The organism is Burkholderia sp. A2 (genome assembly GCF_001729305.1).
Taxonomy (GTDB): domain Bacteria; phylum Pseudomonadota; class Gammaproteobacteria; order Burkholderiales; family Burkholderiaceae; genus Burkholderia; species Burkholderia sola.
In genome coordinates this window covers 1-248 of record NZ_LZXX01000007.1, presented here as the reverse complement: position 1 = coordinate 248, position 248 = coordinate 1, and the positions used below count along the sequence as shown (strand labels likewise).

At 73.4% G+C, this 248-nt stretch carries 1 pseudogene; it reads left to right on the top strand.

What is annotated here, in order from left to right:
* Positions 1-248 (top strand): annotated as a pseudogene (locus A9Z05_RS01440) (long-chain fatty acid--CoA ligase); the annotation flags it as partial.

Below are 248 nucleotides of genomic sequence, written 5' to 3'. Positions count from 1 at the left end.
GTCGGAAAAACTCGCGCGCGAAGCCGAGGCCGCGCTCGACGCGCCGCTCGTCGAGATCTACGGCAGCACCGAGACCGGCCAGATCGCGACCCGTCGCACGTCGCAAGGCGCGGCGTGGGCGCTGTTCCCGGACATCCGGCTCGACGCACGCGACGAACCGGGCGGCGACGACAGCGGGCCCACCGTGTGGGTATCGGGCGGGCACGTCGAGGCGCCGGTGCCGATGGGCGACGCGCTCGAACTGCTCG